The sequence below is a fragment of the Pseudomonas sp. AC193 genome (assembly GCF_979258075.1).
Genome location: NZ_OZ409832.1, coordinates 4681846 through 4703112, shown reverse-complemented (window position 1 = coordinate 4703112; position 21267 = coordinate 4681846). Strand labels below are relative to the sequence as shown.

The window sequence follows — 21267 nt, the reverse complement described above, 5'->3', positions numbered from 1 at the left end:
TGGCAGACTGCCCATCCTTTTACGCCGTTCGTTTTGAGGCTGTATGCCAACGTTTTCTGAGCGTCATGTAGTGTTCTGGGTCAGTTGCATCATCATTTTCGGCGGTTTGCTGCTGGTGCTGCCGCTGCGCTTGTTGCCGAGCCTGCTCGCCGGCTTGTTGGTGTTCGAGCTGGTCAACATGCTCACCCCGCAACTGCAACGGCTGATCGAAGGCCGCCGTGCACGTTGGCTGGCGGTGGCGTTGCTGGGGACGTTGGTGGTCAGTGTGCTGGCGCTGCTTTTTGCCGGCGCGATCAGTTTCCTGTTGCACGAAGCGGAAAACCCGGGCGCCTCACTGGATAAATTCATGGGCGTGGTGGATCGTGCGCGCGGGCAACTGCCGCCGTTCATCGACGCTTATCTGCCCGCCAGCGCCGGTGAATTCCGCGTGGCGATTGGCGAATGGATGAGCAAGCATCTCTCCGAGTTGCAGCTGGTCGGTAAAGACGCCGCGCACATGTTCGTGACGCTGCTGATCGGTATGGTGCTCGGCGCGATCATCGCCCTGCAGCGCGTGCCGGACGTCACCAAACGCAAACCGCTGGCGGCGGCGCTGTTCGACCGTCTGCACCTGCTGGTTCAAGCGTTTCGCAATATCGTTTTCGCGCAGATCAAAATTGCCTTGCTCAACACCTTCTTCACCGGGATCTTCCTCGCGGTGATCCTGCCGATGTTCGGCGTGAAGCTGCCGTTGACCAAAACCCTGATCGTGCTGACCTTTCTGCTTGGTCTGCTGCCGGTAATCGGCAATCTGATATCCAACACGCTGATCACCATCGTCGGCCTGTCGCTGTCGATCTGGGTGGCGGTGGCGGCGTTGGGTTATCTGATCGTTATCCACAAACTTGAATACTTCCTGAATGCGCGCATTGTCGGCGGGCAGATCAGTGCCAAGTCGTGGGAGTTGCTGCTGGCGATGCTGGTGTTCGAGGCCGCGTTCGGCCTGCCGGGGGTGGTGGCGGGGCCGATTTATTACGCGTATTTGAAGAGTGAGTTGAAGCTGGGAGGAATGGTTTAAAAAGCAGCTTCGAGTTGCAAGCTGCGAGCTACAAGTAAAAGCAGAAGCCAGAGCCGCAGTGGCTCTTGCTTTTGCTCTTACTTGCCGCTTGCCGCTTAAAGCTTGCAGCTGCCGTTAAACGCCATAGCGTTTGCGGGCTTCAATCGCCAAACCACTACCAATGCTGCCAAAGATATTCCCTTCAACATGCCGCGCATTCGGCAGCATCGCCGAGACGCTGTTGCGCAGCGCCGGAATCCCGCTCGAACCACCCGTGAAGAACACCGTGTCGACCTGATCGACCGCCACTCCGGCATCGTTCAACAGCTGCGTAACACTGCCGCGTACCCGCTCCAGCAGCGCATCGATCGCCGATTCAAACAGCGCGCGGCTCAGTTCCACGCTCAACCCGGCCTCGATCCGATCCAGCGGCACATGGCGGCTGTCGGTGTGGGTCAGCTGGATCTTGGTTTCTTCGACTTCCATCGCCAACCAGTGGCCGGCGCGCTGTTCGATCAACTTGAACAGACGGTCGATACCGCCGGTGTCTTCGATGTCGTATCGCATGCTGCCCAGCGCCAGGCTGGATTTCTGCGAGTACACCGAGTTGATGGTGTGCCAGGTCGCCAGGTTCATGTGGTGGCTGGTCGGCATGTAGGCGCCGCTCTTCATGCGGCTGCCGTAGCCGAACAGCGGCATCAGGCCTTGCAGGCTCAGCTGTTTGTCGAAGTCGGTACCGCCGATGTGCACGCCGCCGGTGGCGAGGATGTCATCGTGACGGTTGTCGACACCGCGACGCTCGGGCGACAGGCGCACCAGCGAGAAGTCAGAGGTACCACCGCCGATATCGACGATCAGCACCAGCTCTTCTTTTTCGATGGTCGACTCGTAATCGAAGGCCGCAGCAATTGGTTCGTACTGGAACGACACTTCCTTGAAGCCGATCTTCTTGGCCACGTCGACCAAAGTGTCTTCAGCCTCCTGATCCGCCAGCGGATCGTCATCGACGAAGAACACCGGACGACCCAGCACCACTTGCTCGAATTCCCGACCAGCGGCGGTTTCGGCGCGGCTCTTCAACTGACCGATAAACAGGCCGAGTAAGTCCTTGAACGGCATCGCCGTGCCGAGAACGCTGGTGTCGTGCTTGATCAGTTTGGAGCCGAGCAGGCTTTTCAACGAGCGCATCAGGCGGCCTTCGTAGCCTTCCAGGTACTCGTGCAGCGCCAGGCGACCGTAAACCGGGCGGCGTTCCTCGATGTTGAAGAAGACCACCGACGGCAGGGTGATCTTGTCGTCTTCCAGCGCGATCATCGTTTCCATGCCGGGGCGCAGCCAGCCGACGGTGGAGTTGGACGTGCCGAAGTCGATGCCGCAGGCACGGGCTGGAGAGGCGTCTTTCATGTCTTTCGGTTCCGGTCAAAAAAACGGCCGCGCAGTGTATGTCAGTGCGCGCCAGAATCGAAGGCCGGTCATCAGCTATTTCGCGACTAAACTGGTTGAAAATCGCAGCTTCGCCCCAAACTTGCTGGCATGGGCCGGCAGAACCACCGGCGGTCACAAGAACCGCCGTCTACTGCCGATAAACTTCTGCTGCGCCACCCGGTCACAACTTTGAGATCGGTCAACCTGGCACGCGCGAATCGGCGCATGCTTGGCAACGGCGCGAAATCGATAACGGATGGTGATTCCTTCAATGGACTTCAAAGACTATTACAAGATACTTGGCGTGGAGCCGACAGCAGACGACAAGGCAATCAAGGCGGCCTATCGCAAGCTGGCGCGCAAATACCACCCCGATGTCAGCAAGGAAAAAGACGCCGAAGAGAAATTCAAGGACGCCTCGGAAGCCTATGAAGCGCTGAAAAGCGCCGACAAACGTGCCGAATACGACGAGCTGCGCCGTTATGGCCAGCACGGTCAGCCGTTCCAGGGGCCACCGGGCTGGCAGAGCCGTGGCGGCTTTGGCGGCGGCGGTCAGGACACCGGCGACTTCTCGGACTTCTTCAGTTCGATTTTTGGCAATCGCGGCCCCGGTTTCGGTGGCGGTGAAGGCCGACAACAACGCAGTGCAGGGCGCCGAGGGCAAGACGTGGAAATGGAACTGCCGATCTTCCTCGAGGAGACGCTGTCGAACGAGTCGAAGAAAGTCACCTTCCAGGTGCCGCAATACAACGCCAACGGCCAGCACGTCAGCAACACCACGAAAAGCCTGAACGTGAAGATTCCGGCAGGTGTGACAGACGGCGAGCGCATCCGCCTCAAAGGCCAGGGCGCACCGGGCGCCGGTGGCGGGGCGAATGGCGACCTGTACCTGACCATTCGTTTTGCGCCGCACCCGAAATTCGATGTCGAAGGCGACAACCTGATCATCACGCTGCCGCTGGCACCGTGGGAGCTGGCGCTGGGCACCGAAGTGGCCGTGCCGACCCTGACCGGCAAGATCAACCTCAAGGTGCCGGCCGGCAGCCAGAACGGCCAGCGCATGCGCGCCAAGGGGCACGGTCTGAAAAACAAGGCTGGCGAACGCGGTTTCCTGTTCGTGCAGCTTAAAGCGGTGATGCCGAAAGCGTCAGACGATGAGGTCAAAGCGCTGTGGCAGGAACTGGCGAACAAAGCCGCCTTCAATCCGCGAGAGAACTTCTAAATTCGACGACGGAGTAGCCCATCATGAGCAGCCCCCTGATCGTTCAACTGGACCTGGCAGAATTCTGTGAGGCGGCCGATCTGTCGGACGTCTACGTGATCGAAATCGTCGAACACGGCATCCTCGAACCTCAGGGCGCGCAGCCCCGGGAATGGCGCTTCACCGACTACGAACTGGCCCTGGCCAAGCGCGCCGCCAAGTTGCGGCGTGACCTGGAGCTGGAGTGGGAAGGCGTCGCGCTGGCGCTGGATCTGCTGGAAGAGGTTCGCGAGTTGCGTGCCGAGAACCGCATGTTGCGGCAGCGGTTGGGGCGGCTTGTTGTCGAGTAATTCTGAAGTATGTGTATTGGCTGATCGGGCCTCTTCGCGAGCAAGCCCGCTCCCACATTTGGAATGCATTTTCCTGTGGGAGCGAGCTTGCTCGCGAAGAACGATGACGCGGTATCGTTGATTAAACCTGCCTCGGTAACACTACGCTAAACCGCGTGCCGTCAGCCTCACTCGAGCTGACTTCAATCGTCCCGCCATGGGCATTAACCACTTCCCTGACAATAAACAAGCCCAAGCCCAGACTGGTCGAAGGCTGCCCCAGTTCTTCATCGGCGCTGCGCACCAGCGGATCGAAAATTGTCCCTAAGGCATCCTCCGGAATCGGCGTGCCGAAGTTATGCACCGACAGGCACACCGCGTCCGCCTCATCCTGCAAGGTCAGCGTTACCTGTTGCGTGTTCGATCCATGCTGCAGCGCATTGCCGATCAGGTTTTGCAGCAGTTGATCAATGCGCCCCGCGTCCCACACACCTCGCGTATCACCGTCAATGTGCAAAACCGGCGAGCAATTCGGGTTGCCGGCACACGCCTCGGCAATCGCCGCCCGCGCCGCCTCGGCCAGATCCATCGGGGCCGGTTCGATCGGCAGACCTTTACCTAGACGACTGCGCACCAGCTCCAGCAAATCACTGACCATCGCCGCCATGTGCCGGGCGCCGCGCTTGATGTTGTGGGCGCATACCAGCGCATCGTCTTGCAGCGCCGCTTTGCGCAACAACAATTCGGTGGACATGCTCACCGCTTGCAGCGGCGCGCGCAGGTCGTGGCCGAGAATCGCCAGAAAGATGTCCCGCGAACGATTGACCTGTTCTGCGTAGGCCGCCGTCGATTCGGCCAATGCTTCATCGATGGCTTCATTGAAACGAATCATGTCCTGAAAGTAGGTCATGTCCGGCGCTTCGAGGCTGTCGACCCAGCGGCGGATCACGCAGGCGCGCAAGTGACGGAACTCCGAGGTCATCTGCACCAGATCAAAACCGACGGTGTGGCGCAATTCACCATGGCTGGCGCCGGCCTGATCGAGGCTCGGGGTTTTCTCCGGGCCGTCGCCCTTGGCTTTGGCAGCCTGTTCGTCGGGACTTTGCGGTTTGTTCATGTCACGGGCGGCGGCCAGCAAAATGGCTTTGGCGTGGTCACGCAAGCCTTCGGCGTCCATGTACTCGGCAGCGGGCGTGATGGTGGCGGCGAACTGCTCCCACTCCGCGACGATGGGATCCACGTTGCACACGATGAACTCGGAAAGACGCATGAGCGGTTACCTGAGCATGAATCGATGGACGGCGATTCGAATATTAGCCCCTCTGGCGAGAATTACACCCCCGCTGATGCCCGGCTCCCGGGGTATTTTTTTGGGTGCGGTACATATGTATTTTCGGCTCTTCAATTACTGCGGGATTAAGGGGTTTTCAGCGTTTTGTTGAGCAGGATTTTGGTTTTTTGTTTTTTCTCGTCATCCGTAATCTGAGCCCAGGTTAATGGATGACGAGATGCTCAATATGGATGTAGTGACTAACAACGTGTCGACAGATAACGGCCCGCATCACGATGAACTAATCGGGCTTATTCCAGAGGCAATCAAACAGGCTCCGCCCCATCGACTTGAAACGCTCAAAGCGAACCTGGACGTTGCGCAACAGTACCCGGCATGGCCGTCAACAGGCCGGCAGCGTTTGAAACAGCTCGTACAAAAACATTGGCAGCTTCAGGGTGAAGTCGATGCATCTCTGAAGCACCTTGAACAGAACATCGAAGACTTTGCCCGGCCCTTGCTGACCGAGGCCCTGAAAAGCCAACTCAACGTCGATCTGGACGTCGATGCAACGATGCTCAGGCTTTATGTCCCGGACAAAATCATCTTCGGCATCGACCGAGGGGCCGCGCGCTCGCAGCATTCCACATTGCTGGCCGCGGCGTTGCACAATTTCGAGCAGTCGGAAACCGAGGACGGCTATTTTCGCAGCGGCTCCGGTGTGTACGTTGCCGACGCTGACGGCGCGCCTGTGCAGCAGGCTGTCACGGTCGGTGAGATTGCCAGCGTCTGCCGCTCGCTGGATATTGGCGCGCAATATCAGCAACACCTCAAGGCGTTGTTGCTCCCCGACGATGTGACAAAACAAGCGACATTAAGACAGCAGTCGATGGCGGTCGAAAAATCCGCGCTGGAAGTTGCGGCGGCCATTGCCGGGATGAATGCGGATCTGGGCATGCACGCTCAGGCCGTCATTAGTGATGTGATCAGCGGACAACGATCGATCAGCTTTCACGGGCGTCCGTTGAAGGCGCATCGTTTGCGGATCATGGGGTTGGAGTTGTCCGGTATTGTGCTGTTCAGTGCCGTTGCAGAAAAAACCGAGATCGAGAAATTCCTGCTGGGGCTTGTATCGGCAGAACTTCAGTTCCTGTTTGACTGGTCACGGCGTATCCCCGGTCTCAACGATAATCTGTATGAAAAGTACAAGGTGCTCAGTGATGTATTCGCCAATGGACCAGGCGCTGTCACTGACGAAATGTCTCGGCGTAACGACTTCTACGATCAAAGTATTCTGAATGGGCCGTTGGTTGCATACATCCCGGATGATCCGCTGCACCCGTTGAAAGAATACCCGTCACTGACTGCGTTCATGAAAGCCTTGGCCACGCAGTTGCTGGAAAAATCCTACCAACAGTTTTTCAGCCGGTTTGTGGCGCAGAAGGACAAACCGACGTTCTACAAACGCGCTAACGAGCGTCTCAAGGAAATCACCTGGCATCAGCGTGAGCCCCTCGATATGGGGCCTTGGTGGCGAGAAACTCCAGTGGAAAATCCTCATGCAGAACCGATCACCGTGCCCATTCAGGACGGTCTCTGGGAGCACCTGTATCTGCGCAAACGCGACAAGTCGATCAGCGATGCACGACGGATTGCTGTGCCTACCGGAGACGAAGATGCTAAAAGCCGCTGGAACCGACTGATCAGCTATCTGAATTATGGCTGGAACTTCTTCAACTACGTTGTGATGTTGGTACCGGGCGTCGGCGAGGTAATGCTCGGGGTGATGGTCGCCCAGTTACTGGCGGAGTTTGCCGAGGGCATTGAGGACTGGAGTCACGGTGACAAGGAAGAGGCGTGCGCGCACATCAACAGCGTGATCCTCAACTTTGCGCAACTGGGGCTGATGAGCGCCGGCCATGTTCTGCCCAACGGTGCAATAGCAATCAAGCCTTCCCCTTTTATCGACAACCTCAAGTCGGTGTCTTTGGGCGACGGCCGCACGAAAATGTGGAACCCTGATCTCGCGCCTTACGAGCACAAACTCGAGCTGCCTTCCCGTACATGGGCTGACGAGGCCGGGTTGTACCCGTATCAAGGAAAAAGAGTGCTGCAACTGCAGGGCAAGCAGTACGTGTTGAAGGAGGATCCACTTAACGGCCAGTTCCGCATGCAGCACCCGAACCGCGCCGATGCGTATGCGCCACAGGTCGAACACAACCGGGCGGGCGCCTGGAAGAGCGAAGTCGACCGCCCGCTTGAGTGGACGCAGGTTCAGCTATTGCGCCGTCTCAATCCGCTGGCCGCCACCCTCAGTGACACAACGCTGACACAAGCGCTTAAAGTCAGCGGTGTTGATGAAGGCGTGCTGCGGCGTCTGCATGTCGAACATGAGCTGCCGCCACCCTTGTTGACCGATACCCTTAATCGCTTCGATCTCTATGACTCGATCAGCCGGTTCGGCGGGCAGATCCGTAACGGTGACATAAGCGATCATCTGACGGGCTATTTGCCGGGGCTGATGACCGAGCTACCGCACTGGCCCGAGTCCAAAGCCATCATGTTGAAAGATCCATTGCCAACCGGCCGAGCGTCGGTGACTTATGGCAACTCTGGCGCCACACTTGCCGATACATTAATAGTCACCCAGGAAGAACTTAAAACAGGCCGGTTCGAAAGCCGGGTGCTGGCGTTTCTGGATGAGCCCGAAACCGAAGCGCTGCTCGGCCGTGCCATCTCCACTGACAAAACCGTGCGTATTGAGGCATTGCGTGAAGCGCTGGCAGTGCGGGCCATCAAGCGCACCTCGCGGGTGTTCGAGTTGCAGTACAAAACCTCGGACGTTTCCGCCGACATTCGCGTGCGCAGATTGCAAAGCGATTACCCCGATTTGCCGTGCAGTGTGATCGAACAAATACTCAAGGATGCTGATCCGCAGAATGTGCGCGTGTTCGAAGAGAGCGGGCAGGTTGTCCTCAAACTGCGCCAGCAACTGCGTGCGGCGGGCGTCAAGGTTCGTATGAGTCGCGCCTTTGAAGGGCTTTACCTTGAGCAACTGGACAATGCCGATAGCCGTCGACTGGCACTGCGCTCGCTGGAAACTCTGCCAGGATGGTCGCCTGATGTGCGCATGGAGATCCGCCATGGCTCTTTCACCGGGCAGCTTGAGGCCAGTGTCGGAGAGGCTGACGCACCGATCCGCAAAGTACTGATCGCTGATGAAAATGGCCTCTACAGTGCACGCGATGAGCAAGGTCTGCATTTGCACAGTGCCGAGGATCTTTACAGCGCTGTGTTGCATGCGTTGCCCGATAAACAACGACAGGCACTGGGTTTCGACATTTTTCAGGGAGAACGACTGAAACATGCAATCCAGCGCTCGCCATTGAGTCACGAACAATTCGAACGGGTGCTGCTGGATAACCCGATTCGCAAGCCTGCCTATGATCCCGAAAACATGCGCCTGCGCGGCGGTATGCAGGGCTATCCGTTGCGACCCGAAGGTTGGTCGGCGCTCAAGCACCGGGTGGGATCGCTGTATCCTGCCTTTACGGATGCAGAGGTTGAAAGCCTGCTTGGTAGCTTCGGCGCCAATGTGATGGAAAGTCGCGTGGCGGCACTGGAAAAAGAGTTCAGCAGGTTCAACCTGCACTTCCAGCGCTGGTTGAACAGCATGGATCTGATCTATCGTCTTAGCCCTGAAGGCGTGGCGGAGTGGACGTCGCGCAACAGGGTCTATCAGCTTCTGCGTCAAAGCTGGCAGCGCACCGGCCCTGCGGGGCCTCCTGCACGGGGAGTTATCCGGGCCCAGGCGCTGGTGCTCGATGGTCTGCCGATGGATCGTCATCTTGAGACAATGCCCGCGCTAAGCGCCAGCTTTGACCACGTCACCTCCTTAAGCTTGCGAAACGGCCAGATACGCCCCAACCAACTATCTTTTCTCGGCGGATTTCGCCAGTTACGCGACCTCGATTTGTGGAAGAACCGCTTGAGCGATTTTCCGCAGGTCATCAGTTACATGCCGTATCTGCGTGTGCTGACGCTTTCGGATAATCAGATCACATTGACGTTGGAGAGCGCTGCCCGGCTGCGCTCGATGAGCCGGCTGCATGTGCTGAAGCTTGATGGGAATCCGCTCGGATTGGTTCCGGATATCAGTCAGATGCCGGCTCTGCTGGTACTGACACTGGATAGCACGGGCATTGATACGTGGCCGGTGGGGCTGTTCGCTAAACAACGACCGCGAAACCTGTTCCTGGATTTGCGCCATAACCAGATCAGTGAGCTTCCGGATGTCGCACCGGGTTCGGTTTACGCTGAATTGATTGCGCGAACCAAAGTGAGCCGCGAGCCTTATTTCCTGTCGGCGGAAAATCTTGAGAAGCTCAAGCAATATATCGAGTCAGTCGGGCTCGATCCGGATCGCCCATATCCGTCGTGGGGAACCGTCGACAGCTCGGCCTGGGATGAGGGCATCAGCGAGGCTGAATGGAATGCGCGTCAACCATTCTGGGATGAAGTGGAGGATGAGTTCGGCTCCGAGCCATTCTTCAACGAGCTGCGCAAGCTGACGACTTCAGCCGACTTCCGTGCGACGGATCCGAGCTATCGAGCTGACCTCACGGCCAAGGTCTGGCGAATGATTTTCGCCATGAACGAGAACACTGTTCTGCGCGAGAGAATTTTCGCCGAGGCCGTCGCCTCCACAACCTGTGCGGATGCCGGTGCGCAGTTTTTCAACGCGATGGGCGTCGAGGTACTGGTGCATGAGGCGTACGGGCTGATCAACACTGATCTGGTTGAGGCCGAACTGGTTTCGCTGGCGCGGGGTAAGTCGCGCCTCGACGAGTTGGGGCAGATCGCCCGGCAGCGTGTGGCTGACCGCTTGGAAGCCGGCGAAACATTTCGCCGCGAGGATGCCGACGGAGTCACCGGCAGTATCGATGAAGTGGAGGTTCATATGGCCTACATGACCGATCTGGCTGACCGCCTTGATCTACCGTGGCAGTCGCGCGGTATGTTGTTCCGCAACGTCGCCGGCGTCACCGAGAAGATGATTGAGGATGCTTATCAGCGAGTGATCGCGCTGGAGGAGGGAGAGTTGCTGGCGCCACGAATCCTTGAACAGCCTTTTTGGCAGCAGTTCCTCAAGCGTACGTACCGCAAAGAGTTCGATGAGTTGCTGACCTCTCTCAAGGATGAGGACGATATGGCGCAATTTGAAGCGTTGCAAACGCTGGAGAAAACCCTGACGCAAAAAGCGATAGATCGGGCGAAGCTGCAGACGGTTTATCCGCCGTTCACGGTGAAACCGTAAACAGGCCTGGAGGCGCGATAACGCCTCCAGGTTTTTTGCTGCTGTGGCTTAAAACAGAAAGTAACGCTGCGCCATCGGCAGCGTTTCCGCCGGTTCACACCATAGCAATACGCCGTCGGCCTTGACCTGATACGTCTGCGGGTCGACGTCAATGTTGGGCAGGTAATCGTTGTGGATCAGATCGGTTTTCTGCACATCGCGACAACCTTTGACCACGGCGATTTTTTTCTTCAAACCCAGCGCTTCGGGCAACCCGGCCTCGTGCGCAGCCTGGCTGATGAAGGTCAGGCTGGTGGCATGCAGCGAGCCACCGTAACTGGCAAACATCGGGCGGTAATGCACCGGTTGAGGGGTTGGAATCGAAGCGTTGGCGTCGCCCATGAGGCTGGCGGCAATCGCCCCGCCCTTGAGAATCAGCGTCGGTTTCACGCCGAAAAACGCCGGACGCCAAAGCACCAGGTCGGCCCATTTGCCGACCTCGATCGAACCGACCTCATGGCTGATGCCATGGGTGATCGCCGGGTTGATCGTGTACTTGGCGATGTAGCGTTTGGCGCGGAAGTTATCGTTGCCTGCGCCGTCCTGCGGCAGTGGGCCGCGCTGTTTTTTCATTTTGTCGGCGGTCTGCCAGGTGCGCGTGATGACTTCGCCGACGCGGCCCATGGCTTGACTGTCGGAGCTGATCATCGAGAACGCGCCGAGGTCATGAAGGATGTCTTCGGCGGCAATCGTTTCGCGACGGATGCGGCTTTCGGCGAACGCGACGTCTTCGGCGATGCTCGGGTCGAGGTGGTGGCAGACCATCAACATGTCGAGGTGTTCGTCGATGGTGTTGCGCGTAAACGGTCGGGTCGGGTTGGTCGAGCTCGGTAGCACGTTGGGGAAGCCGCAAGCCTTGATGATGTCCGGCGCGTGACCGCCACCGGCACCTTCGGTGTGGTAGGTGTGGATGGTGCGACCCTTGAATGCGCCGAGGGTGGTTTCGACGAAACCGGATTCGTTGAGGGTGTCGGTGTGGATCGCCACCTGCACGTCGAATTGATCGGCAACGGTCAGGCAGTTATCGATGCTCGCCGGGGTGGTGCCCCAGTCTTCGTGCAACTTGAGGCCGATGGCGCCGGCCTTGACCTGCTCGATCAGCGGTTCCGGCAGGCTGGCGTTGCCCTTGCCGGTGAGGCCGATGTTCATCGGGAAGGCGTCGGCGGCCTGAAGCATGCGCGCCAGGTGCCAAGGGCCCGACGTGCACGTTGTGGCGTTGGTGCCCGTGGCCGGGCCGGTGCCGCCGCCGATCATGGTGGTAACGCCGCTCATCAGCGCCTCTTCGATTTGCTGTGGGCAGATGAAGTGGATGTGCGTGTCGATGCCACCGGCGGTGAGGATCATGCCTTCACCGGCGATGACTTCGGTGCCGGCGCCGATGGCGATGGTCACGTTGGGCTGCACGTCCGGGTTACCGGCCTTGCCGATCGCGGCGATGCGACCGTCCTTGAGGCCGACGTCGGCTTTGACGATGCCCCAGTGGTCGATGATCAGCGCGTTGGTGATCAGCGTGTCGACCACTTCGGCGGCCAATAACTGGCTCTGGCCCTGACCGTCGCGGATGACTTTGCCGCCACCGAATTTGACTTCTTCGCCGTAGGTGGTGAAGTCTTTTTCGACCTCGATCCACAGCTCGGTGTCGGCCAGGCGCACCTTGTCGCCGACGGTGGGGCCGAACATGTCGGCGTAGGCTTGTCTGGAGATTTTCATGTGCTTGCCTTGGAATTCAATTGGGTTTGAGACTGTTCGCTGCGCTCCCAGATTCGCGAGCAAGCCCGCTCCCACATTCGGTCGCGTTCCTTCAGTTGAAATGCGATCAACTGTGGGAGCGGGCTTGCTCGCGAAGGGGCCGCAGCGGACTCCACATCAGTTAAAGATCACCCATCACTCTTCCCGCAAACCCGAACACCCGCCGATGCCCGGCGTAATCCACCAACTCAACTTCACGACTCTGCCCCGGCTCAAAACGCACCGCCGTCCCCGCCGGAATATTCAGGCGCATGCCACGGCTGGCTGCGCGATCAAACGCCAGCGCGTCGTTGGTTTCAAAAAAGTGATAGTGCGACCCCACCTGAATCGGCCGGTCGCCGCTGTTAGCGACTTTCAGGCTGATGGTGCGGCGATCGACGTTGAGTTCGATGTCGCCGGGCTGGATCTGGTACTCGCCAGGAATCATCACTGGGCTCCTTGCAGAATCTTGTAATAGAGGGCGGTCGGCCGATAGGTGCCGTTCGGGTCGCAGGCGTAATCGGGGATGGCACCCGCGCGGGTGTAACCCAATGCCTGATAGAAATTTTCGGCGGGCGAGCCCGCTTCGGTGTCGAGGTAGAGCATGCCGCGCTTGTGCTTCGGCGCTTCGAGTTCCAGCGCGCTTATCAATTGCTGACCGAGGCCGCGACGCCGCGCGTCTTCGCGCACCAGCAGTTTCTGCACCTCGGCGCGGTTCAAGCCGTTGGCCTTCTGACACAGACCCAATTGCACACTGGCCAGCACTTCTTCGTCTTTGACCACCACCCAGAGCAGCACGCTGCCCTTGTTGACGTTGTCCTGAACCTCATCGAAATATGCGCGCGCCTGCACCGCATCGAGGTCGGCCATGAAACCGACGCTGGCGCCATAACCCACTGCGTCGAGCAGCAAATCGATCAGGCCCTGACGGTAGTGGGCAAAACTTTCAGCATTGACGCGGCGCAGTTGGGCGGCGTTCATCGGTGTCACTCCTTGATGGTTTCAGGCGGCTCCGCGCCAGGATTGAGGGTCAGTTGCATGAATGTCAGGTCGAGCCAGCGGCCGAACTTGGTGCCGACTTGCGGCATCTGCCCGGTGGTGATGAAACCGGCGCGCTCGTGCAGACGAATCGAAGCAGCGTTGCCGCTTTCAATGGCGGCGACCATTACGTGCTTGTCGCAGGTCTTCGCCCGTTCGATCAGCACAGTCATCAGTTGCGGGCCGAGGCCGTTGCCGCGTTGGTCGCTGCGCACATACACCGAGTGCTCGACGGTGTGGCGGAAACCGTCGAACGGCCGCCAGTCACCGAACGAAGCGTAGCCGAGCACAGTGTTGTCGGCGTCGACGATCACCAGAATCGGATAGGCCTGTGCCTGACGCGCGCTGAACCACGCCTGGCGGTTGCCGAGGTCGACGGCTTGTTCATTCCAGATCGCCGTGGTGTTGAGCACGGCGTCGTTGTAGATGTCGCGGATCGCCGGCAGATCGGCGTGAACGGCGTCGCGAATGGAGTAAGTCATGGCGCGGCCTCAGACGATCGGTTGGTGGACGGTGACCAGTTTGGTGCCGTCGGGGAACGTCGCTTCGACCTGAATCTCCGGGATCATTTCCGGGATGCCTTCCATCACTTGTTCGCGGCATAGCAGGGTAGTGCCGAAGTGCATCAACTCGGCGACGGTCTCGACCGTCACGCGCGCCTTCGAGCAGCGCAGCGGAGATGTAGGCCATGGCTTCCGGGTAATTGAGTTTCACGCCGCGCGCCAAACGCCGCTCGGCGACGAGGCCGGCGGTGAAGATCAGCAGCTTGTCTTTTTCGCGTGGGGTCAGATCCATTGTGGGGTTCCATCAGGGCAGATTTGTGAGGTTCTTGCGGGTGTGGGCTGCCAGTTGGAGCAGCCCCTCACCCTAGCCCTCTCCCGAGGGAGAGGGGACTGATCTCGGTTGTTTTCAATGGTCGGTTCAGTCAGCAGAATTCGTTCAGGCAGTTAAATTCATTTCAATCGACTCGGTCAGGCTCCCTCTCCCTCCGGGAGAGGGCGGGGGGTGAGGGTTGCTTTCAGGTGCTCCATATTCTCGGTGACACCGCTTCGCGGTCCAGCAGCACCGGGCGTAGCAAGCGCCATAAATCGATCAGCCACGCACGGGCGAGCAATGCTTCGTTAGCCAGACACCGAGTCACCAACAGGCCGGGCAATTGCGTCAAATCCCCGCGCACGTCATGCCCCAGCGAACGACAACGCTCCAGCAATTCAGCATCAATCTCTCCGGTGACCAACAACGTCGCAAACACCGGATGACCATCCAGCCCGATCGGCGAATCAAGCAAACCGTCGTCACCGACAATGCGCTGGCGCTCATGCCAGAGCAATCGGCCGTCGCGGCGAATATCCAGATGCGCCTGAAAATGCCCGCGATCAAAACGCTCACCACTGGCCGGACGACCCAACGCCACCACGTCCCAATAAAACAACCGCGCGTCACCTTCAAGATCAATCGAAGTGCTCAGTTCAGCCTGGGCGGCGCTGTAGACGATGGTTTCCTGCGGCAGCCATTCCAGCGTCGCGCCGGCCGCCACTTTAAAGTCGAGTTTCTGATAAGCCGGGCCACCGGCGCGATACCACTTGGCCGCGCCGGGGCTGGTGATCTGCGCCCAGGCCTGATGCTCGACGCGCACGCTGATGTCGAGGCGATCACCGCCGGCAATTCCGCCTGGCGGATGGACGATGATGTGCTGGCAGACCTCGGGGCCTTCGGCGTACAGGTGCTTTTGCACCCGCAGCGGGCCGAGGTGCCGGCGCTGAACCGGACGTGTGCAGTCGCCGAAACGCGCGTAAGCGAGTTCCAGCTCGGCGTGCCAGCTCGGGGTAAACAGGGCAGGTGAAACAGTCGAATTCATGGTTTGTAATTATCGTTAGGAAGCTACAGATTAGATCGTTGCCTTAGATCGTGACCAGCCCGCGCACGCCTTCGGCCTCCATATTTTCGCCGCGACCCTGCTGCACGATCTCGCCCCGGGACATCACCAGGTATTGATCGGCCAGTTCCGCCGCGAAGTCGTAGAACTGCTCGACCAGCAAAATCGCCATGTCGCCCCGCGCCGCGAGTGTCTTGATCACCGCGCCGATCTCCTTGATCACCGAGGGTTGAATGCCTTCGGTGGGCTCATCGAGGATTAGCAAGCGCGGACGACTGGCCAACGCGCGACCAATCGCCAATTGCTGTTGCTGACCGCCGGAGAGGTCACCGCCGCGACGCTGCTTCATTTGTAGCAGCACCGGGAACAATTCATAAATGAAACTTGGCACTTCTTTGGCTTCACTGCCGGGAAACCGCGACAGGCCCATCAACAGATTTTCCTCAACGGTCAGGCGGCCGAAGATTTCCCGACCTTGCGGCACGTAAGCGATTCCGGCGTGAACCCGTTGATGCGGCTTGAACGTGGTGATCGGTTTGCCTTCCCAGTTCACTGCGCCTTCTTTGGCGGGCAGCAGGCCCATCAGGCATTTGAGCAGGGTGGTTTTGCCGACGCCGTTGCGCCCGAGCAGACAGGTGACTTCGCCGACTTTCACGTCGAACGAGAGGCCGCGCAGGATGTGGCTACCGCCGTAGTACTGGTGCAGCTTGTCGACTTGCAGCATTTCCAGATCTCCTCAAATCCCCCTGTAGGAGCTGCCGAAGGCTGCGATCTTTTGATCTTTTTTTTGAAGAGCAAGATCAAAAGATCGCAGCCTTCGGCAGCTCCTACACAGGGCATAATCTTTAGCGGCCGAGGTAAACCTCGATCACACGCTCGTTTTCCTGCACTTGCTCAAGCGAGCCTTCCGCCAGCACGCTGCCCTGGTGCAACACGGTCACATGGTCAGCAATCGAGCCAACAAACCCCATGTCATGCTCCACCACCATCAGCGAATGCTTGCCCGCCAGGCTCTTGAACAACTCAGCGGTGAACTCGGTTTCCGCATCGGTCATCCCCGCCACCGGCTCATCGAGCAGGAGCAATTGCGGATCCTGCATCAGCAACATGCCGATCTCGAGAAACTGCTTCTGCCCGTGGGACAGCAACCCCGCCGGGCGATTGACCGAGGTGGTCAGGCGAATCGTCTCCAGCACTTCGCTGATGCGATCCTTCTGCTCACCACTTAACCGCGCACGCAAACTGGCCCAGACCGACTTGTCGGTTTTCTGCGCCAGTTCAAGGTTTTCAAACACGCTCAAAGCCTCGAACACCGTTGGCTTCTGAAACTTGCGACCGATGCCGGCCTGAGCGATTTGCACTTCGCTCATTTGCGTCAGATCCAGCGTTTCGCCGAACCACGCCTTGCCGTGACTCGGGCGAGTCTTGCCGGTGATCACGTCCATCAGCGTGGTCTTGCCCGCACCGTTGGGGCCGATGATGCAGCGCAATTCACCGACGCCGATGTACAGATTCAGATTGTTCAGTGCGCGAAAGCCATCGAAGCTGACGCTGATGTCTTCGAGTGTGAGGATGGTGCCGTGACGTGTGTCGAGGCCCGGGCCGACGCGTTGACCGAGGCCGATCGAGTCGCGGCTGGTGCCGGCGTCCTTGTTCGGTTCGACGGGAAAAAAGGCTGGTTCCAACATGAATTCAGCGCTCGCTGTGACTCTCATTGTTCACCTCGTTTCTTCAGCAGGCCGATCACGCCTTTGGGCAGGTATAGCGTCACGACGATGAACAGCGCGCCGAGGAAGAACAGCCAATACTCCGGGAACGCCACGGTGAACCAGCTCTTCATGCCGTTGACCACACCGGCACCGAGCAACGGCCCGATTAGAGTTCCACGACCGCCAAGAGCCACCCAGACCGCCGCTTCAATCGAGTTGGTCGGCGACATTTCGCTCGGGTTGATGATCCCGACTTGCGGCACATACAACGCGCCGGCCAGACCACACAACACCGCACTCAACACCCACACGAACAGCTTGAAGCCACGCGGGTCGTAGCCGCAGAACATCAAGCGGTTTTCCGCATCGCGCAATGCCGTCAGCACGCGGCCAAACTTGCTCTGCGCCAGGCGCCAGCCGATAAACAGGCTCGCCACCAGCAACAACACCGTGGCCAGAAACAGCACCGCGCGGGTGCCCGGTTCAGTGATGCCGAAACCGAGAATCGTGCGGAAATTGGTGAAACCATTGTTGCCGCCGAACCCGGTCTCGTTGCGGAAAAACAGGAGCATGCCGGCGAAGGTCAGGGCCTGGGTCATGATCGAGAAATACACGCCTTTGATCCGCGAACGGAAGGCGAAGAAGCCGAACACCAGCGCCAGCAATCCCGGCGCCAACACCACCAGACACATCGCCCAGAAGAAGCTGCTGGTGCCGGTCCAGTACCACGGCAATTCGCTCCACGACAGGAAGGTCATGAACGCCGGCAGACCATCGCCGGCAGCCTGACGCATCAGGTACATGCCCATCGCATAACCGCCAAGGGCGAAGAACAGACCGTGGCCCAGCGAGAGCAAACCGGCGTAACCCCAGACCAGATCCAGCGCCAGTGCGACGATGGCGTAACAGAGGATTTTGCCGACCAGCGTCAGGGTATACGCCGAGATGTGCAGCGCATTGTCGGGCGACAACAACGACAGCAGCGGCAGGGCGATCAGCAGGGCGAGGATTACCGCACCGATGGCAATGGTGACTTTCGGCCCGGCCTTTTGCGTGGCCGTGACTAACAGAGGCTGGTTCATCAGTCGATCACCCGTCCTTTCAGTGCGAAGAGGCCTTGCGGACGTTTCTGGATAAACAGAATGATCAGCGCGAGGATCAGGATCTTGCCGAGCACCGCACCGATCTGCGGTTCGAGAATCTTGTTGGCGATGCCCAGGCCGAATGCTGCGAGCACGCTGCCGGCCAACTGGCCGACGCCGCCGAGCACCACGACGAGGAACGAGTCGATGATGTAGCTCTGACCGAGGTCGGGGCCGACGTTGCCGATCTGGCTCAGCGCCACTCCGCCGAGGCCGGCGATGCCCGAGCCGAGGCCGAAAGCGAGCATGTCGACGCGACCGGTCGGCACACCGCAGCAAGCCGCCATGTTGCGGTTCTGGGTAACGGCGCGGACGTTGAGGCCCAAGCGCGTTTTGTTCAGCAGCAACCAAGTCAGCACCACCACGAACAGTGCGAAAGCGATGATCACGATGCGGTTGTACGGCAGCACCAGATTCGGCAGCACTTGAATACCGCCGGACAGCCATGCCGGGTTGGCGACTTCAACGTTCTGCGCGCCGAACAACAGGCGCACCAGTTGAATCAGCATCAGGCTGATGCCCCACGTGGCGAGCAATGTTTCCAGTGGGCGGCCGTAGAGGTGACGAATCACCGTGCGTTCCAGCGCCATGCCGATTGCTGCGGTAACGAAGAACGCCACCGGCAATGCGATCAACGGATAAAACTCGATGGCTTGCGGTGCGTAGCGCTGGAACATCAACTGCACCACATACGTCGAGTAGGCGCCGAGCATCAACATCTCGCCGTGGGCCATGTTGATCACGCCGAGCAGACCGAAGGTGATGGCCAGACCGAGCGCGGCCAACAACAGAATCGAACCGAGGGACATGCCGCTGAAGGCCTGACCGAGGATCTCGCCGATCAGCAGTTTGCGTTTGACTTGAGCAAGGCTGGTTTCGGCGGCGGTGCGCACCGTGGCATCGGCTTCGACGCCGGGTTCGAGCAAACCTTCGAGGCGCGTACGGGCCAGTGGATCGCCGGTTTCGCCGAGCAATCTCACCGCGGCGAGGCGCACGGCGGGGTCAGTGTCGACCAGTTGCAGATTGGCCAGCGCCAGGCTCAGGGCGGCGTGGACGCTGTCATCTTTTTCGCCAGCGAGTTGCTGGTCGAGGAATTTCAGCTGCGCGGGTTTCGCGCTTTTCTGCAATTGCTGCGCGGCAGTCAGACGGATTTTGGCGTCGGCGGCGAGTAATTGATGGCTGGCCATCGCGGTGTCGATCAGACCCCGCAGGCGATTGTTCAGGCGCAGGGTTTTTGGCTGGCCATCGATGGTCAACTTACCTTGTTGCAGGGCGTTGATCAGTTCGATACGCGCCGGATCGGGCTGCGCGGCCCAGGTTTCGAGGAGCTTGGCCTGTTGCACGGGATTGGCCGCGACGAAGTCTTCGGCATCGCCGGCGTGGGCGAGCATTGGCAGCAACAGTGCGATGGCACAGATAAAGCGGTAGAGAGCAGTGGGCATTGGTGGTGTCCTGTTCAACCGCCCCTCACCCTAACCCTCTCCCGGAGGGAGAGGGGACTGACCGAGGTGTCTGGACGATATTTTGCGACCTGCGAATTCGAGTCGAACTCAAGCTTTGAAAAGCATGAAGATCGGCTCCCTTTCCCCCTCTACCCCTTGGGGGAGAGGGTTGGGGTGAGGGGGAAAAGATCTCCGCCTCACCACAAAACCCAAGTCAGACTCAGTTGCTCTTCACCGCATAATCCGGCTTCTTGTCGTTGCCCTGAATGAACGGGCTCCACGGTTGCGCACGGATCGGCCCTTCGGTCTGCCATACGACGTTGAACTGACCATCGGCCTGAATCTCGCCGATCATCACCGGTTTGTGCAGGTGGTGGTTGGTCTTGTCCATGGTCAGCGTGTAGCCCGATGGCGCCGCAAAGGTCTGCCCGGCCAGCGCCTCACGCACCTTGTCGACGTCAGTGGATTTGGCTTTTTCAACCGCCTGAGCCCACATGTGGATACCGACGTAAGTGGCTTCCATCGGGTCGTTGGTCACGGCTTTGTCCGCGCCCGGCAGGTTGTGTTTCTTCGCGTAGGCTTTCCAGTCAGCGACGAATTTCTTGTTCGCCGGGTTCTCGACGGATTCGAAGTAGTTCCACGCCGCGAGGTTGCCCACCAGTGGTTTGGTGTCGATGCCGCGCAGTTCTTCTTCGCCGACCGAGAACGCCACGACTGGTACGTCGGTGGCTTTCAAACCCTGGTTGGCCAGTTCTTTGTAGAACGGCACGTTGGAGTCGCCGTTGACGGTCGAGATGACCGCAGTCTTGCCACCGGCGGAGAATTTTTTGATGTTGGCGACGATGGTTTGATAGTCGCTGTGACCGAACGGCGTGTAGACCTCTTCGATGTCCTTGTCGGCCACACCTTTGGAATGCAGGAACGAACGCAGGATTTTGTTGGTGGTGCGCGGATAAACATAATCGGTGCCGAGCAGGAAGTAGCGCTTGGCGCTGCCGCCTTCTTCGCTCATCAGATATTCCACCGCCGGGATCGCTTGCTGGTTCGGCGCGGCGCCGGTGTAGAAGACGTTCGGCGACATCTCTTCGCCTTCGTATTGCACCGGGTAGAACAGCAGACCGTTGAGCTCTTCGAACACCGGCAACACCGATTTACGTGACACGGAAGTCCAGCAGCCGAACACCACGGCGACCTTGTCCTGAGTCAGCAACTGCCGGCCTTTCTCGGCGAACAGCGGCCAGTTCGATGCCGGGTCAACCACCACCGGCTCAAGCATCTTGCCGTTGACGCCGCCCTTGGCGTTGATCTCGTCGATGGTCATCAGCGCCATGTCTTTGAGCGACGTTTCGGAGATCGCCATGGTGCCGGACAACGAATGCAGAATCCCGACCTTGATGGTCTCAGCGGCCTGGACAGTCCAGGTCATGCCCATCGCGGCAATCGATGCCGTGAGTGTGAAAGCCTTGATCAAACTGCGACGCTTCATTGTGCGATCTCCATGAACATTTGAAGTTTTTTTGGTTGGCAGATGCGGACGACTGAAGGCTGTTTTGCAAGGGCTGTGCCCGGTCGGGTTCAGGCAGGAAAATGTCGTGTTAGAGCGCTTGCGCGGTTTTGCGCTGCACCACGAAGGAACGCGCAGGGCGCGTTGGTGCATGCGGTCGCGCCACTTTGGGGCGCGAAAAATCATGTGTAGGAGCTGCCGAAGGCTGCGA

At 59.2% G+C, this 21267-nt stretch carries 16 protein-coding genes and 1 pseudogene; 4 read left to right on the top strand and 13 right to left on the bottom strand.

Annotated features, from left to right (window positions below; genetic code table 11):
- Positions 1-43: 43 nt before the first annotated feature.
- Positions 44-1057 (top strand): AI-2E family transporter, encoded by a 1014-nt coding sequence (locus ACZZ0D_RS21180; protein ID WP_053116830.1) that lies wholly within the window; start codon positions 44-46, stop codon positions 1055-1057.
- Between the two features lie 114 nt (positions 1058-1171).
- Here ACZZ0D_RS21180 and ACZZ0D_RS21175 read toward each other — a convergent pair whose 3' ends face one another.
- On the bottom strand, positions 1172-2440 hold the full coding sequence (locus tag ACZZ0D_RS21175; protein ID WP_400648049.1) for an Hsp70 family protein: 1269 nt from the start codon (positions 2438-2440) through the stop codon (positions 1172-1174).
- Positions 2441-2732: 292 nt separating this feature from the next.
- Between ACZZ0D_RS21175 and ACZZ0D_RS21170 the strand changes: the two genes are divergently transcribed.
- Together ACZZ0D_RS21170 and ACZZ0D_RS21165 are read left to right on the top strand one after the other, a co-directional pair.
- A complete protein-coding gene (locus ACZZ0D_RS21170; RefSeq protein WP_053116833.1) occupies positions 2733-3683 on the top strand; it encodes a DnaJ C-terminal domain-containing protein in 951 nt (316 codons plus the stop codon).
- Positions 3684-3706: 23 nt separating this feature from the next.
- Positions 3707-4012: a chaperone modulator CbpM gene (locus tag ACZZ0D_RS21165; RefSeq protein WP_016984795.1), complete on the top strand. Its 306-nt coding sequence runs from the start codon at positions 3707-3709 to the stop codon at positions 4010-4012.
- A gap of 121 nt (positions 4013-4133) precedes the next feature.
- Here ACZZ0D_RS21165 and ACZZ0D_RS21160 read toward each other — a convergent pair whose 3' ends face one another.
- Positions 4134-5261 (bottom strand): sensor histidine kinase, encoded by a 1128-nt coding sequence (locus tag ACZZ0D_RS21160; protein ID WP_463554209.1) that lies wholly within the window; start codon positions 5259-5261, stop codon positions 4134-4136.
- Positions 5262-5487: 226 nt separating this feature from the next.
- On the opposite strand from ACZZ0D_RS21160, the gene ACZZ0D_RS21155 reads away from it, so the two are divergent.
- Positions 5488-10578, top strand: a complete 5091-nt coding sequence (locus tag ACZZ0D_RS21155; RefSeq protein WP_463554208.1) for an NEL-type E3 ubiquitin ligase domain-containing protein — start codon at positions 5488-5490, stop codon at positions 10576-10578.
- Between the two features lie 48 nt (positions 10579-10626).
- Here ACZZ0D_RS21155 and ureC read toward each other — a convergent pair whose 3' ends face one another.
- The 11 genes and pseudogenes from ureC to urtA all read right to left on the bottom strand — a co-directional run bounded on the left by ureC (position 10627) and on the right by urtA (position 21038).
- Entirely contained in the window at positions 10627-12327 is a 1701-nt protein-coding gene (gene ureC / locus ACZZ0D_RS21150; protein ID WP_463554207.1) for an urease subunit alpha, read from the bottom strand.
- A 160-nt stretch (positions 12328-12487) separates the two neighbouring features.
- A complete protein-coding gene (locus ACZZ0D_RS21145) occupies positions 12488-12793 on the bottom strand; it encodes an urease subunit beta (RefSeq protein ID WP_159815229.1) in 306 nt (101 codons plus the stop codon).
- A complete protein-coding gene (locus tag ACZZ0D_RS21140; protein ID WP_463554206.1) occupies positions 12793-13326 on the bottom strand; it encodes a GNAT family N-acetyltransferase in 534 nt (177 codons plus the stop codon). Before ACZZ0D_RS21140 ends, ACZZ0D_RS21145 begins: the two co-directional genes overlap by 1 nt.
- A gap of 5 nt (positions 13327-13331) precedes the next feature.
- Entirely contained in the window at positions 13332-13865 is a 534-nt protein-coding gene (locus ACZZ0D_RS21135) for a GNAT family N-acetyltransferase (protein ID WP_053116840.1), read from the bottom strand.
- 9 nt (positions 13866-13874) lie between these two features.
- Positions 13875-14178 (bottom strand): annotated as a pseudogene (gene ureA, locus ACZZ0D_RS21130) (urease subunit gamma).
- Between the two features lie 223 nt (positions 14179-14401).
- Positions 14402-15241: an urease accessory protein UreD gene (locus tag ACZZ0D_RS21125; RefSeq protein ID WP_463554205.1), complete on the bottom strand. Its 840-nt coding sequence runs from the start codon at positions 15239-15241 to the stop codon at positions 14402-14404.
- A gap of 43 nt (positions 15242-15284) precedes the next feature.
- Positions 15285-15983, bottom strand: coding sequence for an urea ABC transporter ATP-binding subunit UrtE (gene urtE, locus ACZZ0D_RS21120; RefSeq protein ID WP_123471001.1), 699 nt, complete (start codon positions 15981-15983; stop codon positions 15285-15287).
- 121 nt (positions 15984-16104) lie between these two features.
- Positions 16105-16974 (bottom strand): urea ABC transporter ATP-binding protein UrtD, encoded by an 870-nt coding sequence (urtD, locus tag ACZZ0D_RS21115; protein ID WP_008078129.1) that lies wholly within the window; start codon positions 16972-16974, stop codon positions 16105-16107.
- A complete protein-coding gene (gene urtC, locus ACZZ0D_RS21110; protein ID WP_053116876.1) occupies positions 16971-18050 on the bottom strand; it encodes an urea ABC transporter permease subunit UrtC in 1080 nt (359 codons plus the stop codon). Before urtC ends, urtD begins: the two co-directional genes overlap by 4 nt.
- The gene (gene urtB, locus ACZZ0D_RS21105) at positions 18050-19552 is read right to left on the bottom strand and encodes an urea ABC transporter permease subunit UrtB (protein ID WP_463554204.1); all 1503 of its coding nucleotides are present in this window, start codon (positions 19550-19552) and stop codon (positions 18050-18052) included. The genes urtC and urtB overlap by 1 nt, the downstream gene beginning before the upstream one ends.
- A gap of 220 nt (positions 19553-19772) precedes the next feature.
- Complete coding sequence (gene urtA / locus ACZZ0D_RS21100) at positions 19773-21038, bottom strand: urea ABC transporter substrate-binding protein (protein WP_053116878.1); 1266 nt, start codon at positions 21036-21038, stop codon at positions 19773-19775.
- Positions 21039-21267 lie beyond the last annotated feature (229 nt).

Bases quoted from the DNA above. Each gene is read 5' to 3' on its own strand.
- urtE (WP_123471001.1), bottom strand. From the start codon at position 15,983: ATGCTGCAAGTCGACAAGCTGCACCAGTACTACGGCGGTAGCCACATC.
- ACZZ0D_RS21155 (WP_463554208.1), top strand. From the start codon at position 5,488: ATGGATGACGAGATGCTCAATATGGATGTAGTGACTAACAACGTGTCG.
- ACZZ0D_RS21140 (WP_463554206.1), bottom strand. From the start codon at position 13,326: ATGAACGCCGCCCAACTGCGCCGCGTCAATGCTGAAAGTTTTGCCCAC.
- urtB (WP_463554204.1), bottom strand. From the start codon at position 19,552: ATGCCCACTGCTCTCTACCGCTTTATCTGTGCCATCGCACTGTTGCTG.
- ACZZ0D_RS21170 (WP_053116833.1), top strand. From the start codon at position 2,733: ATGGACTTCAAAGACTATTACAAGATACTTGGCGTGGAGCCGACAGCA.
- ACZZ0D_RS21175 (WP_400648049.1), bottom strand. From the start codon at position 2,440: ATGAAAGACGCCTCTCCAGCCCGTGCCTGCGGCATCGACTTCGGCACG.
- urtA (WP_053116878.1), bottom strand. From the start codon at position 21,038: ATGAAGCGTCGCAGTTTGATCAAGGCTTTCACACTCACGGCATCGATT.
- urtD (WP_008078129.1), bottom strand. From the start codon at position 16,974: ATGAGAGTCACAGCGAGCGCTGAATTCATGTTGGAACCAGCCTTTTTT.
- ACZZ0D_RS21145 (WP_159815229.1), bottom strand. From the start codon at position 12,793: ATGATTCCTGGCGAGTACCAGATCCAGCCCGGCGACATCGAACTCAAC.
- ACZZ0D_RS21180 (WP_053116830.1), top strand. From the start codon at position 44: ATGCCAACGTTTTCTGAGCGTCATGTAGTGTTCTGGGTCAGTTGCATC.
- ureC (WP_463554207.1), bottom strand. From the start codon at position 12,327: ATGAAAATCTCCAGACAAGCCTACGCCGACATGTTCGGCCCCACCGTC.
- ACZZ0D_RS21160 (WP_463554209.1), bottom strand. From the start codon at position 5,261: ATGCGTCTTTCCGAGTTCATCGTGTGCAACGTGGATCCCATCGTCGCG.
- ACZZ0D_RS21125 (WP_463554205.1), bottom strand. From the start codon at position 15,241: ATGAATTCGACTGTTTCACCTGCCCTGTTTACCCCGAGCTGGCACGCC.
- urtC (WP_053116876.1), bottom strand. From the start codon at position 18,050: ATGAACCAGCCTCTGTTAGTCACGGCCACGCAAAAGGCCGGGCCGAAA.
- ACZZ0D_RS21165 (WP_016984795.1), top strand. From the start codon at position 3,707: ATGAGCAGCCCCCTGATCGTTCAACTGGACCTGGCAGAATTCTGTGAG.
- ACZZ0D_RS21135 (WP_053116840.1), bottom strand. From the start codon at position 13,865: ATGACTTACTCCATTCGCGACGCCGTTCACGCCGATCTGCCGGCGATC.